We start from the raw sequence: 12,559 nt of genomic DNA, 5'->3' as shown, positions 1-12,559 counted from the left end.
CTGCCTCCAGGGCTTCGTACCGCATACGAATCAACTGATAACTATGAGGCAAAGATCTGATGAAGTCCCAATAGTCATAGAGTCGGTCTACTGCATCTGAGTGCAAGGTGGCGAGGAATTCTTCGGTGGCAGGGAGTTGGTGGCCGTCGTTCCAGTATGAATGTAGTGCTGAAATATATTGGTCACTAGCACGGAAGTAAGGAAGGATAACTTCGCGCTCTAAGGGGCGACGATGCTCTGCTTCCAGTATCTTTTTTCGTGCATTAAATGCTTGCATGAACACGGGGGAGCTCTCAAAGTCCGCTATGTAGCTTGCAATGGGTGATTCCCGATTCTCATTTTCCTCAAGGCGGTGCTCTATGCGAGGGAGTTTCGATTTCTCCGCTAAATCAGTCAACTCCGTTTCGGCCTGACGCGGTAATTCATAGGAGATACTCATAACTATAATTATCTCAGGTAAAGACGGTGAGGCCAAGGTGGCCCACTCCTTTCATGAATATTAGTCCGGACAACTCTTGCGAATATGGAAAGCTTACTTTACACTGCAGAGTGATTACAGATTAAAAGTAAGTATATCCCTATGCTTAAGCCTATTGGTGACCGAGTGCTGGTAAAGCCAGCGCCAAAGGAAGAAAAGACGGCTACGGGAATTTTCATCCCCGATACCGCCAAAGAAAAGCCACAGCACGGTGAAATCATTGCCGTTGGTGACGGAAACAACCTCGATAAGGGGACCAAGGTAGACTTTGCAGAGCTCGGCCTCAAAAAGGGTACCCACATTCTCTTCAAGAAGCATGGCTTTTCATCTGAAGAAGTAAAGATTGAGGGTGAAGAGCTTATGATCCTCTCTGCCGATGACATTTTGGCAATCCTTGAATAACTAACTGCAACATTATGGCAAAGCAAATTGCATACTCTGAGGATGCCCGCGCCAAGTTGCGCTCCGGCGTCAACGCCTTGGCCGATGCGGTTAAGGTGACCCTTGGGCCTAAGGGTCGCAATGTGGTGATTGAGAAAAGCTATGGCTCACCAATCATTACCAACGATGGTGTGACTATCGCCAAAGAAGTTGAACTTGAGGACAAGTACGAAAACATGGGTGCACAACTCGTCCGTGAGGCTTCTTCCAAGACCAACGACGTAGCAGGTGATGGTACAACTACTGCCACTGTACTGGCGCAGGCCATGGTTAACGAGGGCTTTAAGAACGTTGCGGCTGGTTCCAACCCTATGGAGCTTAAGCGTGGCATTGAAAAGGCTACGGAATTTGTCGTAGAGCGCCTCCGCGCCATGCGCCAAGAGGTGAAGGGGGATGATATTGCCCACGTGGCTACTATCTCTGCGGGTGACCCTGAGATTGGGAAGCTGATTGCCGACATCATCAAGGAAGTTGGCTACAACGCCCCAATTACCGTTGAAGAGAACCAGAAGCTTGGTTTGGACAAGGATGTTGTCCAGGGTATGCAGTTTGATAACGGCTACTTGAGTGCTTACTTTGTGACCGATACTAACCGCATGGAGGCAACCTACGCTGATGCGCAGATCCTTATTACCGACAAGAAAATCTCTTCCATCCAGGCAATCCTGCCCCTTCTTGAGCAGCTTGCCCAAGCCGGAAAGAAGAACCTGGTCATTATTGCGGAAGACATTGAAGGTGAAGCTCTTACCGTACTTGTTTTGAACAAGCTCAAAGGCGCATTCAACACCTTGGCCATTAAAGCCCCTGGCTTTGGTGACCGACGCAAGGAAATGCTTAAGGATATTGCCGCACTTACTGGTGGCACCCTCATTTCCGAAGACGTTGGCCTTACCCTGGAGAATATCTCCGTGGATATGCTTGGTCGTGCCGATAAGGTGACATCCACCAAAGACAAAACCACCATTGTTGGTGGCAAAGGTGACAAGAAGGCGGTCGAAAGCCGTATTGCCGAGATTAAGGTGATGATTGAAAAGACCGAGTCATCCTATGACAAGGACAAGCTTAAGGAGCGTATCGCCAAGCTGTCCGGTGGTGTTGGTGTGATCAAGGTTGGCGCCGCTACCGAGACCGAGATGAAGGAGAAGAAGTACCGTATTGAAGACGCCCTTGCTGCTACCCGCGCTGCGGTTGATGAGCAGGATGGCGGCATTCTCCCTGGTGGTGGCGTAGCACTCATGACCGCTTCCCGCGAAATGCGCGATGCAGTTGAAGGCATGAACCTCTCTTCCGACGAAGAAGTGGGCGTAGCCATTGTAGGAAAGGCACTCCGCGCCCCGTTCCAACAGATTGTTGAGAACGCTGGTGAGAACGCTGGTGAGATTGGTGAGCAGTTGAGCCAACAGCAGGGTAAGGCTAAGTCTGCCTTCGTGGGTTACAACGCGCAAACCAACGAGTTTGTAGACATGATGAAGGCGGGTATCATTGACCCGTTCAAGGTTACCTCTTCCGCTTTGCAGAACGCTGCGTCCGCTGCAGCAATGATCCTCACTACCGAGGTGCTCATTGCCACTAAGCCAGAGCCTGCGGCTCCTGCTGCTCCAGACATGGGAGGAATGGGCTACTAAGCCCTTCCGTCTCAAAAAAAGATCCGCCTCAGGGCGGATCTTTTTTAATCTGTCTGTCTGCACTTTTAGGCGGCCATTTGGTGGTCTGTACTCTCAAAATGGTTAACCGGAGCAGCGTCTACAACGGCGCCACCATCTAACTTGCTGCGCAAGGTGTGAATTCGGTCTACCACTTGCTTCTTACCCTCTTCCAGCTTGGCGGCGTTCTCTTCAATCATGCGACGCTCGGCTTCCGTCTTTTCTATCTCGGGAAGGATCTGCTTAATCTCAGTGAGGTGAGCGCGGCGGGCTTCAATTTTAGCTTTAATAGCTGCTAGGTCAGCTTCAAATTTGGCAATTGCTGCCTCTTCTTCACGCATTTCTTCCTCTGTCTTGGCGCGGAGGTCGGCAATACTATCGGCAGAGAACTCTGGGGTTGCTGGCTTTTCTTCTGCTTTAGGCGCGAGTACTGGCTCAGGAGTGGCCGGTTTGGCAACAATGCTTTCTACCACAGGGGTGGCAACTGGTATTTCAGCCGCTACCTCTAGCTTTTCCGGTTCAGCAATAGGGAAGTTGATGATTTCTGCTGGCTTCTCCAAAACCGGGGCTGCGTCAGCAATACCTTCAAGCTCAGGTGAGATATTCAGCACATTGTAATCTGGAGTGACTGATGCGGGGGACCCATCCAGGGGGTTGAGGTCTAGCATGAGGGGGAGTCCTGTGGACACGGGTTTTTCTGCAGTGTCTTCAGCGGTAGCTGGTCCCATTACATCGAGAACTTTCTTGGATGTAGCTGCGGGCCAAAAAGTATCGGCCGTTTCAGTCTTTCCATTGCCAGCAGCCGGCTCTTCGCCTTCAATCCCTTCTTCATCGACAGTTTTGACGTTAACAGCACCAACTTGCTCAGGGGTGGCAAGGATGGGCATCTCATTCTCTTCGAACAAAAAGTCTTTGAGGAACTTGAACATGGAGTACAACGGTTAATCTAGCTCTTATAGTATACAGGCAGATGCCACCTGTGCAAACACAAAAAAACCGGCCCCGTGGGGCCGGTTTTACCCCGTGGGGTTAGCGGTTTGCGCGTTCCACGTAGGTGTTCTCGTCTGTGTTCACCCGAAGGATGTCGCCAATCTTCACAAAGAGCGGGACGGTGATAATGGCACCCGTTTCCAAGGTTGCAGGTTTGCTGCCGCCCTGGGCGGTATCGCCCTTAACGCCTGGTTCTGTGTGGACTACTTCAAACTCCATTTTAATGGGGAAGACGACGCTCACTGGCTTGTCCTCGTAGAAAACAATCTGGAGTTCACTCCCTTCTTTCAGGTAGCGGGACTTTTCACCTACTACGTCACCACTGAGGGTGAGCTGTTCAAAGGAAGCGTTGTCCATGAAAACAAAGCCGTTACCTTCGGCGTAGAGGTACTGACAACTCCGGCGCTCCAGGGGAGCCTCTTCAAACTTGTCGCTGCTTTTGAACGTGATGTCAAAAGTAGCGCCTGTCTTGAGGTTCCGGAGCTTGGTGCGGAGCACGGCACCGCTGCGGCCCATTTTGCTGTGCTGGTAACCCAGGACAACAACGGGATCGCCATTCATGTCGAATGTGGTGCCGGTTTTGAGGTCAGTAATACTAAGCATGGTTTTGCAGTAACGGAGCGAACCGAATTAGTTCTTAACGAATGGCAAGAGTGCCAAGATGCGTGCGCGCTTGATTGCCTGAGCCAGCATGCGCTGGGTAACAGGGGCGTTTCCGCTGCGGCGACGGGACTCGATGGCGCCAAACTCGTTGGTGTAGCGCTTAATAAGCGCAATGTTTTTGTGGTCAATTTCGCGGGTGTCGCGGGTTACCTGTGGACGGCGCTTGCGCTGTACTGGGTACCCACCTTTCGCGGCCTTGGCGTTACGTGGTGCTGGCATGAGGTTTAAAACGGAATATCGTCAATGTTGATTTCTTCGTCAGCGGCAGGTGCGGTGGCCTTCTTGGGGGAAGACTTGGCAGGTGCGGCAGAGGAAGAGGGGGCAAAACCACCGTCTTCTGAACCACCACCCATGTTTTTGTTGATGGTGTCAGGGCCAATAATGCTATCGGCAACGATTTCGGTCTTGCTTTTCTTCTGACCATCAGGGGATTCCCATGAACTGGATTGCAAGCGGCCAGAAACATACACGCGGTCTCCCTTGTGTAGGATTTGGTTGCAGCGCTCACCAAGTGCGCCCCACACAATGATGTTGTGGAACTCAGGTGGGGAATCGATCCACTGTCCCGCGTTGTCGCGGTAGCGGCGGTTGGTAGCCACGCTGAATGAGGTAATGCTCTGATTGTTTGGCGTCATGCGAAGCTCAGGGTCCCGTGTGAGGTTGCCGATGACTTCGATGCGGTTCAAGTTGATCATAAGGTTTTGGTTCCCAGGGGAACGTAAGGTTACAGCTTATTCTGCTGATTCATCCTTAAGGAGTTCATCTACAGCGTCGTCGAGTTGCTTAAGACGGTCTTCCTCAGAGAGGGTTTCTTCTTCAGCGTCGACTGCTGCAGCCTTGTCCTTTTTGGTGCCGCTGTTGCGGCGGAGCTCTTCTTCCGCAGAAACGGCTGCGTCTTTGTCAGAAGTGCGGCGGCTGCCACGGGCAGGCTTCTCTTCCTCAGGAACTGGGTAGAGGCTGCCTGGCTGGGCAGTTGTGTAGGCCTTGATTACCAAGGAACGGATAACGCTCTCATCGAAGCGGAGGGCGCGCTCAAACGCCATGACCTCGGAGGAAGGCATGGAGAACCACATGGTCACGTAGGTGCCAGAACGGTTCTTGTTGATTGGGTACGCTAGGTCGCGCTTGCCCCACTGCTCATCTTTCTCGGTTTTTCCGCCGAGCTTTGTGATGAGGGCACTTACTTCCTTGGTTTTGGCTGCAGCCTGTTCAGCTGTAGAGGCCTCTCCTAGGATGAAGGTGACTTCGTAATTATTGGTTTGTGCTTCACGCATGAGTACTGGTACGACAAAATTGATGTGGTCTAGATACAAACCACCAATGGCTACCGCATAGTAGCAGGAGGGAGGGGAAAAGGCAATCTGGTATGCAGGTTATCCAACTTGGCTCGTGGAAACACTACCACTTGGGGAAAATTACATAAAAATGGCTCTGGAAAAGCAAAAACAAAGTGTTTGTGTTGGAGTGGATTGACAAAATGGTGGGTAGGGCGCATAATTATTTAATTTCGAAAAACAAATATTAAAAAACATGACTACTTCCACCGCAGTTCCGGTGATGAGCTACCAGGATTTGGTCAAGCTTGCACAGGAACGGCTCCAGCATATTGAAGAGATTAAGGACGAGGTTGCCAAAAATACCGACAACCTGGATAATCCTGAACCACTCTTTGCCCAGCTTGAGTCCAAATAAAAAGAAAAATGTGCCCAGCCTGAACGGGGCACATTTTTTTGTACTGTGGACTAGTCCTCCAGCTTCTTCCCATGAAACCGGTCGTGGACCTCTTTGAGCTGCTGGTTCGTAATATGGGTATAAACCTGGGTGGTGGTGATGGATGCATGGCCGAGCAGGGTTTGCACGCTTCGAATATCGGCACCATTTAAAAGCAGGTCTGTGGCAAAAGAATGACGCAACGTATGGGGCGTTATTTTTTTAGCCAAGCCTGCCACTAAGGTGTGCTTCTCCACGGCCCGTTCAATGGAGCGGGGGGTAAGGGGGGTGGCGTTGGCCTCGACCTTGGGCGAAGGGGCATCACCCACGCCCTTTCCGCGGTAGCCAACAAAGGCTGCATCAAGCGTATCGCCGCGCTTGGCAAAGTACTGCTCGACCCACTGTTTGGCGCGGTCTGAAATGAAAACAATCCGCTCTTTCCGACCCTTTCCAACCACCCTCATTTCACCCGTCGAGGTATCAAACATATTCCTTTTCAGAGCCGATAACTCACTTACACGTAGACCAGTGGAAAAAAGCAGTTCCATGATGGCCCTATCCCGGGTTCCTACCATGGTCGAGGTATCCGGGATGGCGAGCAATCTTTCCAATTCTTCAATGCTTAAAAATTGCACTTCGCGCGCTTCAGTCTTTGGTAATTCGATGAGGTCCGGGGAGAGGCATTTTAGCCCCCGCTTAAGCCCGTATCGGAACAGGGAGCGCAGGGCAATGACGTGGTAACTTTGGGTTTTAGTAGTTAGTGGCTCGTTTTGGTCATCCAAAAAGTTATAGAGGAACAGCCGGTACTTACGGATATGGTCCGGGCTTATCTCCTCAAAAGGCAGGTCCTTCTTGAGCCATGTCGAAAAACGCGCAAAGTAGTGACGGTAGGCCACGATGGTTTTTGGGGAGCGGTTGCGCTCCACGGCCATGTATTCCAGGTACTCGTGGACAACGGTAGAGAGTAGCATGCCCCCATGATACACTACTCATATGGATACTATTCATGCGCTGGACTGGTGGGTTGTGCGGGAGCTGGCACTGTGGGCCGGCGATAACGTATGGTCATCGTTTGCCACGGTGCTCATTGCGGAATTCCTCATAGTCATCCCCATTCTTACGGTATACATCCTTTGGCGCCGCCCAGAGCCACTCAGCCATAAGCATGGCAACCAAAAAGCGGCACTCATGGCTGTCCTGGTAGTTGTCTTTGGCCTGGCTTTCAAAGCAGTGCTTAACTTTATGTTGTTCCGAGAGCGGCCATTTGTGACACATCCCGAGCTGGCAAACCTCCCGCTCCATGTCGACCCTGCCAGCTTTCCTTCTGGGCACACCCTCATAACCTTTGCCATTGCTTTCAGTATTTGGCATAGCGGGATGCATAGGTTAGGCAAATGGCTTCTGTTCCTTTCCTTGCTCATTGCGCTTTCCCGCATCGCAGCTGGCGTGCACTATCCAACAGACATTTTGGGGGGTATCGTAGTTGCGTATTGTGCCTCTTGGTATCTCCATCGTGAAGCCAGTAGTATCAGGCGTTTTCTCCCAAATCATTAGGAATATATGGCGTTTCGACCACTTGTCACTTGGGCCCTTATTCTTGCTGGTGCGTTCTGTGCCGGTTTCTTTGTGACCCGCCTTCTTACTCCTGAGCCTGCCCTTACACCTGTGCAGCAAGAGCCTGCCCCATCCTTTGCCCCTTAACGTGGCGGGGCCGTTTGTACCAATAAGACTATCTCCTCCCTATACGCATGTCTGACATAGGCGCGGTCCTCCTTTCATCTCTCAACCCACCTCAGCAAGAGGCTGTCACCACCACCAAAGGCCCGGTGTTGATTTTGGCTGGCGCGGGGAGTGGCAAAACAAAGGCCCTTACCCACCGCTTTGCGTACTTGCTCAAGGAAGAAAAAGAAAACCCGTTAGGCATTCTTTGTGTCACTTTTACCAACAAGGCGGCACGCGAGATGCAGAACCGGATTGCACGTCTGCTTGGCAGCCCCGAAGAGGGGTTCCGCCTCCCATGGCTTGGTACCTTCCACTCGGTTTGCGTGCGTATCCTGCGCCGTGAACTGGACCGTTCAGCGTTGGGGTACAGCAGTAGGTTTGTCATCTTTGACGATGGCGATATGCAGGCAGCGGTGAAGCGCGCCATGAACGACCTTAACCTGGATCAGAAGCAATACAACCCCAGGGGCGTGCACTCCCAAATTTCTGGCGCTAAAAACGAGCTGGTTTCCGCCGAAGAGTATGGCCGTTTTGCCATGGGCCCGTTCCAGCAGGCCGTGCATAGTGTGTACGTGCGTTACCAGGCCCTCCTCAAAGCTGCCAATGCCCTGGATTTTGACGACATCCTCCTTAAGACTTTGGAGCTCTTTGAGAAACATCCGGAGATACTGGCAGACTACCAGGAGCGCTTCCGGTACATCATGGTTGATGAGTACCAGGATACCAACAAGGCGCAGTACAAGCTGGTTAAGTTGCTGGCCGCCAAGCATCGCAACCTTTTTGTCATCGGGGATGACTGGCAATCCGTCTACTCCTGGCGCGGGGCAGATTTCCGGAACATCCTGGACTTCCATAAGGACTACCCGGATGCGACTGTCATTAAGCTAGAGCAGAACTACCGGTCTACCCAGACTATTTTGGATGCCGCCCAGGCAGTCATCACCCAGAACGAGGAACGCAGCGAAAAGGTGCTTTGGACAGATGGCCCGGCGGGATCGCCTATCATGGTGGTTGAATGCCTGAATGAACGGGACGAGGGCGAGTTCATTATCAGGGAGGTGCAAGGGCTGCTGAGGAGCAGTTCCTTTACGGGCCTTCATTCTTACGACGATTTTGTCATTCTCTACCGGACCAACGCACAGTCCCGGCTCTTGGAAGAAACGCTCATCCGCTACAACATCCCGTACCGGATAGTTGGGGGAGTCCAGTTCTACGAGCGCAAAGAAGTAAAGGATATCCTGGCGTACCTCCGCCTGATTGCCAATCCGCAAGACTGGGTGAGTGTGGAGCGTGTCATAAATGTGCCAACCCGTGGCGTGGGTGCCAAGGCGGTACAGGGGTTGCGTGAGCGTGGCCTTCACGCACCGTACGATGACCTTCCGCCCAAGGTTGCCTACTTTTTCACTATGATGGAAGAAATAAGGCAGCGCAGCGACGGTAAAACGGTGGATGAGCTGGTCGAGCTTATTTTAGGTCGCACAGGGTACCGTGAGTACATACAGGACGGTTCGTTGGAGGGTGAGGCCAGGTGGGAAAACATCCAAGAGCTTATCGGTGCATCCCATGGTGTTACAAACCTGGATGACTTCCTGGAATCGGTGGCACTTGTCCAAGATGCGGAGCAGGCAAACGACAGGCCCGGACCAGAGGGCTGGATTACCCTCATGACCATCCATGCCGCCAAAGGGTTGGAGTTTCCCGTCGTGTTTATTGCAGGAATGGAAGAGGGCATTTTCCCTCATACCCGCGCACTAGCTGAGAAGAAGGAAATGGAAGAGGAGCGGCGCCTCGCGTATGTGGGCATGACCCGGGCCAAGGATCGGCTCTACCTTATGTATGCTTTTGAGCGGCGCCTGTACGGCCTCTTGCAGATGAATCCGCCTTCCCGGTTCATTCACGAAGTGCCGGAAGAACTCATCCAAAAGATATAGCACCTTTACGTGGGGCGTATTTTTTGGTACCTTTCTGAGCGATTCAGTGAGGTGAAACTGTATGAGGAGGATCGCATCGTCAGACGCTGACTCTTGGTGGTACTCCGGACCGGTTTTCCGGCTGTGGTCCCAAGTGAAGCAGAGGTCGAGTGCATCCAAGTGGATCGCTCACCTTAATATCTATTGTTCTGGCCCTTTCCGCTACGAGGCGGAGAGTAAGGAGCAGGAGGCTCAGGAAGAGTACCTTTCCCACATCCGGCATTTAGTTGACCACTTCCTTAAGGACGTGGGCTACAACTTTATTCACATCAAGCTTCACTTTTCTCTTTCCCTGGAAGACGAGGTGCTGCAGCAGCGTGAAGTAAGGCGGTGGATGAGCTTTGGCCTCGGTTTGGCCAAGGGGAACAAGCGGGTGCACTTGGTTGCTTCTCCAGAGACCACCAATTCCCTTACGACGAGGGAGTTTGTGACCACCTGCATGGACTATGGCGCACGCCATAGCGATATGCATGTGTTCATGGTTGATGAGAACATCAGGTACTCGACTCTTTGCGCGTTAGCTGCGCGCAATGCATTTGGACGCTGGATACGGCGTCAACGACGACCGGAATGGGGAGTAATTGGACTACCCAAACCACAACGCATGGAGGCGGATATGACAAACGGAAAGTCCTAAGTCCCACCCAACAAAGGTGGGACTTTTTTATTCCCGCCAAGTGGACAGAAGGGCCTGCGCGCGGTACAGTGGAGGGTGCATATGAAAGCATCGAAACCGGCTGCAATCATTACGATGGTTGTTGCCGCTGGCGCACTTATGGGAGTTCTTCTCCAGGGTGAAATGCCAGCCAAGACACGTGCTGCTGAAACAGAGCTCATCGCTATGCCTGGCCTTCCTTCTGATAGGGAGGCGGAACGGTATACGGGGAGCTTCCTAGAGACCACTACTGAGGGAATGTTGGCACGCCTCGGTGTGCGCGTGTACCCAGAAGACAAGGTATTTTCGTTTCCCGACCCGACGATGGGGATTGGAAGCCAGCTTTTGGTATACCGAGCGCAGGTAGTGAAGATTACTGAGGCGGGAACCACACGGACAGTGCGCACCTGGGCACCTACCGTTGAGGCTTTGGCAGAGGAGCAGCATTTGGAGTTGGCCAGTAAGGACAAAGTTACGCCTGCACGTACTATGGCACTTGTCCCTAATGACGAACCTGTGGCTATCAGCATTACCCGTGTGGCGGAGACTGAGCTGACCCTTGCCACGGCAGTTCCGTACACCACTCAAAAAAAGGACGATCCCAACCTCGACCGGGGTGTCACCAAAGTGGAGCAAGCTGGTAAGAACGGTGTACTAAAAACCACCTACTTGGTGCGTCGTGAAACAGGTGCGGACGGGAAAGTGCGGGAAGTGTCGCGCACCAAGCTCAAGGCGGAACGCACCAGTGAGCCGGTGAACGAAGTTATTGTGCGGGGGACCAAAGTGACCCGCCTGGACAAGGGGTTGGGCACATTCTACCGGGCTTGTGGCATTAACCGGTTCACTGCTGCCCATAAGACGCTGCCCAAGGGTACTAAAGTAGTGGTCACCAATCTGGCGAACGGCAAGTCGATAGAAGTGGTGATTGATGACAGGGGCCCATTTGGAGAGAATAGGGTGATCGACCTTTCTTGTGACGCATTTGCGGCCATTGCCAGTACATCAACGGGAGTCATTTCAGTAGTCGTAGAGAAGTAGATGAAAAGTCCCGCCATTAAGGTGCGTGAGGTGGTGAAAACCTATGAAGAAGGCGGCAACGCCGTACCGGTCCTTAAAGGGATCAGTTTAGAGGTGGAGGCAGGTGAGTTGGTTGCCATTATGGGCCCGTCAGGTTCCGGCAAATCAACCCTTATGAATTTGATCGGCCTTTTGGACAGACCAACCCAGGGCAAGCTTTGGTTGTCAGGGGAAGCGGCACACCTTTCCCTTTCGGACAGGCGGTTGGCAGAACTCCGCGCCGCCAAAATTGGGTTTGTATTCCAGTCTTTCAATCTGCTTCCGCGTCTTACGGCGTTGGCTAATGTACTCATGCCAGCCCAGTACCTGAGGCAGCCAGACCGCAAGGCCAGGGCCATACAGCTTCTGACGGATTTGGGATTGGGACATCGCATTCACCATGTACCTACCAAGCTCTCGGGTGGTGAAAAGCAGCGGGTAGCCATTGCCCGTGCACTCATCAACGATCCGGACATTATTTTGGCTGATGAGCCAACGGGTAACCTGGACAGCAAGTCCGGGGAAGATGTCATGGCCATCCTTGCCGACCTTAAGAAGGCGGGGAAGACGGTGCTCATTGTTACTCATGACCAGCGGGTGGCAAAGCGGTGCGACAGGATTATCAATATATTGGACGGTGTCGTTAAGGGGGACCATGCTTGATAACATCCGCAGTGCCTTTGCTTCCATTTGGGGTAATAAGGTCCGCAGCCTCCTCACCATGCTAGGTGTGGTTATTGGTGTTACTTCCGTGACAACCCTGGTAGCCATGGGCCAAGGGCTGAAAAACGATGTCGCCTCCCTGGTGGATGGTTTGGGGACCAATATTGTAGCCGTGACAGCCGGCAAGATTGATACGAGTGGCGGCCAGCAGGCCAACCCGGCTGCGTTTATCTCTGGCGATGTGTTGACCCGCGCCGACGTTGAGGGGATCCGTAAGTTGGAAGGCGTGGCATCGGTGGCCCCGCTCGGCCTTATTCCTGGTTCGGTAAAAGTGGGAGAAAAGGCTGCCGCCCCAACCATTGCCGGCACAGATGCCAATTTCCTGGAAACCGTTGATATTTTGACGGTAAAAGAAGGCCGTATGTTTGCTGCTGATGACCGGGGCGTTGCCCTGCTCTCCAAGGGTGTGGCAGAACAGCTGTTTGACCAGGGAACCGCACTTAATCAGCAGGTGACCATTGGCACAGCTACCTTTACGGTCATTGGTATCACGGAAGAAAAGTCGACA

General features: G+C 52.6%; 17 protein-coding genes. 10 read left to right on the top strand and 7 right to left on the bottom strand.

Translation table 11 applies throughout. From position 1 onward, the window contains the following. A partial coding sequence (locus VLA04_02355) for a hypothetical protein (GenBank protein ID HSI20528.1) occupies positions 1 to 439 on the bottom strand: 439 nt, incomplete at its 3' end. 141 nt (positions 440 to 580) lie between these two features. Here VLA04_02355 and VLA04_02350 point away from each other — a divergent pair. Then, positions 581 to 880 carry a co-chaperone GroES gene (locus VLA04_02350; protein HSI20527.1) on the top strand — a complete coding sequence of 100 codons (300 nt, stop codon included), beginning with the start codon at positions 581 to 583 and terminating at the stop codon, positions 878 to 880. Positions 881 to 894: 14 nt separating this feature from the next. Further along, complete coding sequence (gene groL, locus VLA04_02345) at positions 895 to 2,544, top strand: chaperonin GroEL (GenBank protein HSI20526.1); 1,650 nt, start codon at positions 895 to 897, stop codon at positions 2,542 to 2,544. Between the two features lie 65 nt (positions 2,545 to 2,609). Here groL and VLA04_02340 read toward each other — a convergent pair whose 3' ends face one another. The 5 genes from VLA04_02340 to rpsF form a co-directional block, all read right to left on the bottom strand. Then, positions 2,610 to 3,491 (bottom strand): hypothetical protein, encoded by an 882-nt coding sequence (locus tag VLA04_02340; protein ID HSI20525.1) that lies wholly within the window; start codon positions 3,489 to 3,491, stop codon positions 2,610 to 2,612. A 100-nt stretch (positions 3,492 to 3,591) separates the two neighbouring features. Continuing rightward, complete coding sequence (efp, locus tag VLA04_02335) at positions 3,592 to 4,155, bottom strand: elongation factor P (GenBank protein HSI20524.1); 564 nt, start codon at positions 4,153 to 4,155, stop codon at positions 3,592 to 3,594. A 27-nt stretch (positions 4,156 to 4,182) separates the two neighbouring features. Further along, positions 4,183 to 4,434 carry a 30S ribosomal protein S18 gene (gene rpsR, locus VLA04_02330; protein HSI20523.1) on the bottom strand — a complete coding sequence of 84 codons (252 nt, stop codon included), beginning with the start codon at positions 4,432 to 4,434 and terminating at the stop codon, positions 4,183 to 4,185. A gap of 5 nt (positions 4,435 to 4,439) precedes the next feature. After that, positions 4,440 to 4,910, bottom strand: coding sequence for a single-stranded DNA-binding protein (locus VLA04_02325; protein HSI20522.1), 471 nt, complete (start codon positions 4,908 to 4,910; stop codon positions 4,440 to 4,442). Between the two features lie 36 nt (positions 4,911 to 4,946). Next, positions 4,947 to 5,489, bottom strand: a complete 543-nt coding sequence (gene rpsF, locus VLA04_02320) for a 30S ribosomal protein S6 (GenBank protein HSI20521.1) — start codon at positions 5,487 to 5,489, stop codon at positions 4,947 to 4,949. 256 nt (positions 5,490 to 5,745) lie between these two features. On the opposite strand from rpsF, the gene VLA04_02315 reads away from it, so the two are divergent. Then, positions 5,746 to 5,907 (top strand): hypothetical protein, encoded by a 162-nt coding sequence (locus VLA04_02315; GenBank protein HSI20520.1) that lies wholly within the window; start codon positions 5,746 to 5,748, stop codon positions 5,905 to 5,907. Positions 5,908 to 5,957: 50 nt separating this feature from the next. On the opposite strand, the gene VLA04_02310 is transcribed toward VLA04_02315, so the two are convergent. After that, positions 5,958 to 6,896 (bottom strand): tyrosine-type recombinase/integrase, encoded by a 939-nt coding sequence (locus VLA04_02310; protein ID HSI20519.1) that lies wholly within the window; start codon positions 6,894 to 6,896, stop codon positions 5,958 to 5,960. Between the two features lie 22 nt (positions 6,897 to 6,918). Here VLA04_02310 and VLA04_02305 point away from each other — a divergent pair, with 22 nt between their 5' ends. From VLA04_02305 to VLA04_02275, 7 genes are all read left to right on the top strand, one after another. Continuing rightward, positions 6,919 to 7,479 carry a phosphatase PAP2 family protein gene (locus VLA04_02305; protein ID HSI20518.1) on the top strand — a complete coding sequence of 187 codons (561 nt, stop codon included), beginning with the start codon at positions 6,919 to 6,921 and terminating at the stop codon, positions 7,477 to 7,479. A gap of 6 nt (positions 7,480 to 7,485) precedes the next feature. Then, positions 7,486 to 7,626: a hypothetical protein gene (locus VLA04_02300; protein ID HSI20517.1), complete on the top strand. Its 141-nt coding sequence runs from the start codon at positions 7,486 to 7,488 to the stop codon at positions 7,624 to 7,626. 47 nt (positions 7,627 to 7,673) lie between these two features. Then, positions 7,674 to 9,578 (top strand): UvrD-helicase domain-containing protein, encoded by a 1,905-nt coding sequence (locus tag VLA04_02295; GenBank protein HSI20516.1) that lies wholly within the window; start codon positions 7,674 to 7,676, stop codon positions 9,576 to 9,578. A gap of 61 nt (positions 9,579 to 9,639) precedes the next feature. Then, on the top strand, positions 9,640 to 10,254 hold the full coding sequence (locus VLA04_02290) for a hypothetical protein (GenBank protein ID HSI20515.1): 615 nt from the start codon (positions 9,640 to 9,642) through the stop codon (positions 10,252 to 10,254). 81 nt (positions 10,255 to 10,335) lie between these two features. After that, positions 10,336 to 11,310, top strand: coding sequence for a G5 domain-containing protein (locus tag VLA04_02285; GenBank protein ID HSI20514.1), 975 nt, complete (start codon positions 10,336 to 10,338; stop codon positions 11,308 to 11,310). After that, positions 11,311 to 11,991: an ABC transporter ATP-binding protein gene (locus VLA04_02280; GenBank protein HSI20513.1), complete on the top strand. Its 681-nt coding sequence runs from the start codon at positions 11,311 to 11,313 to the stop codon at positions 11,989 to 11,991. After that, the coding region (locus tag VLA04_02275; GenBank protein ID HSI20512.1) for an ABC transporter permease at positions 11,984 to 12,559 on the top strand (576 nt) is incomplete at its 3' end. The genes VLA04_02280 and VLA04_02275, both read left to right, overlap by 8 nt.

Source organism: Verrucomicrobiia bacterium, from assembly GCA_035460805.1.
In the GTDB taxonomy this organism is placed as follows: domain Bacteria; phylum Patescibacteriota; class UBA1384; order CAILIB01; family CAILIB01; genus DATHWI01.
Note: the sequence above shows the minus strand (reverse complement) of the source record. Positions and strands in the feature narration are given on the sequence as shown.